We start from the raw sequence: 1,752 nt of genomic DNA, 5'->3' as shown, positions 1-1,752 counted from the left end.
GTATGTACACCGTAGCCTTACCAAGGAAAGGTGCCGCAGGGGGTGGAGTTATTTCTATGTATGCCTCTACAAAAGGCTTATATCCATAACATCCTCTAACTCTGATACCATTTTCTGTAATTTCCTGCTTGCTAAAAAAATTAGTCGAATAGAAATTAAGTACTTAGATAAGGAAGAGTGAAATGGGACTTAGCGACGGACTTTTGAACCCGACGAAAAAAGCTATGGTCATAGATGACTGTTGCAATATGATTGAAAGACAGCTTGCATCCAAGTCAGGTATGAACGGCATGGTTTTAAAAACTGCCTTTGCCGCCTTGAAGGGGGTTAAACCAGGGTATATCCCTTACGTTGTTGAGCTGATTTTACCCCAATGCTTCACAGCACTTGATCCCATCTGGAATGAAGGCGTAGAGAAAGGCGACCCAATTGGACACCTGAGTACCAATAGCTCTCGTACCGCAGATGCGCTGCTGAGTGTTACTGATGCTAGAGTCAAAAACACAAAGCGCCAAATCGTGCGAGGAACCTATGAAAAACTTCGCGGTTCAGCCAAAAAGCACGTAGAAGAAGCAGTGCCAGATTTAGCCAATGTAATCAACAATTACACTAAGGCTTAAGCCAGAAGAGAAGAATCAAAAATAAACGTATGCCGCCGTTCGATGCTCCGGTGGCTGGCATACGCGGCAGATATTAAAACAATTCGCAATGGGCTAACGCCCCGCTCCGCTAACGCAATTACTGAATCGATTGCGATCGCTAACCCTTCTTCCTTCTTTTAGAATTTAAGCATTTGCACCCAGAATAGAAGAGTCATAATGCTGTAGCAAATCTTCTGGATCATTGTAAATTGCGATCGCTCCCGACAGTTGTTCATCGCTAAAGCCACCGCAGCGCAAAGCAATTACAGCTACCCCTGCTTTGCCGGCAGACTCAATATCGTAAGGCGAATCTCCTAGCATCACTACTTTTTCAGGAGTCATTTGCCCTTTCTTCAAGGCGGCTTCTACAATGTCAGGAGCAGGTTTAGATGCTTCGGCATCATCGGATGTAGTGACTTCCGAGAGCAAATCATCTACTTGGGCAATTTTGAGCATGATCTCAAGTTCTTCAGAACTGGCTGAACTTGCAACAACCAGATGCAATCCCGATTTTTGCATCTTTAATATTAAGTTTCTGCTGCCATTGGCAGCAGTAATTTGCGGTATATATTTGTCAAATAATAGTTCTTTGCGTAGTTTAGCGATCGCTTTACCAGTTCCTTCTTCATCATTTAATTCTGGCACTACCTTGGGAATCAGTTGATCTCCACCCATGCCCATAAGTGGTTTAACTTTTTCAAATGGCACTTCCAAGTCATAAGCTGCAAATGCTTCCACCCAGGTATTTGCATGAACATCATTACTTAAAACCAGTGTGCCATCAATATCTAAAATCACCCCTTCTAATGCCATGAAAAACCTCAGCTGACGTTTTGTTTCATAGCTGATGATGGCATGGCAAATAATTTACTTCATCGTCCTAACAGAAGAGAAGGAGGTTAGAGAAGAGATGGCGGTTCGTTAAAACAAAGAGTTTTAGTCTTAACCCAAGCGTATTGGCTTATAATCATTTGCAATTGCGATCGCGTTCGAGACGTTTAGGCGATCGTACAGTGCCGGAAGCGGACGCTAAGAAGCTTGTAGAATTTGTTAGTTAATAGGGTAGGCATCATTTACCAAATCCCTATTGGTAAGGGACTTCCAAATAAAA

Annotated in this window: 2 protein-coding genes; one reads left to right on the top strand and one right to left on the bottom strand. The window is 42.9% G+C overall.

Annotated elements, in window-relative coordinates:
• Window positions 1-182 precede the first annotated feature (182 nt).
• Entirely contained in the window at window positions 183-620 is a 438-nt protein-coding gene (locus tag RRG12_RS43880; protein ID WP_420763345.1) for a DUF6918 family protein, read from the top strand.
• A 165-nt stretch (window positions 621-785) separates the two neighbouring features.
• Here RRG12_RS43880 and RRG12_RS43875 read toward each other — a convergent pair whose 3' ends face one another.
• Window positions 786-1,454 carry an HAD family hydrolase gene (locus RRG12_RS43875; RefSeq protein WP_420763344.1) on the bottom strand — a complete coding sequence of 223 codons (669 nt, stop codon included), beginning with the start codon at window positions 1,452-1,454 and terminating at the stop codon, window positions 786-788.
• Between the last annotated feature and the right edge of the window lie 298 nt (window positions 1,455-1,752).

Source organism: Nostoc sp. CALU 546 (genome assembly GCF_048836525.1).
Note: the sequence above shows the minus strand (reverse complement) of the source record. Positions and strands in the feature narration are given on the sequence as shown.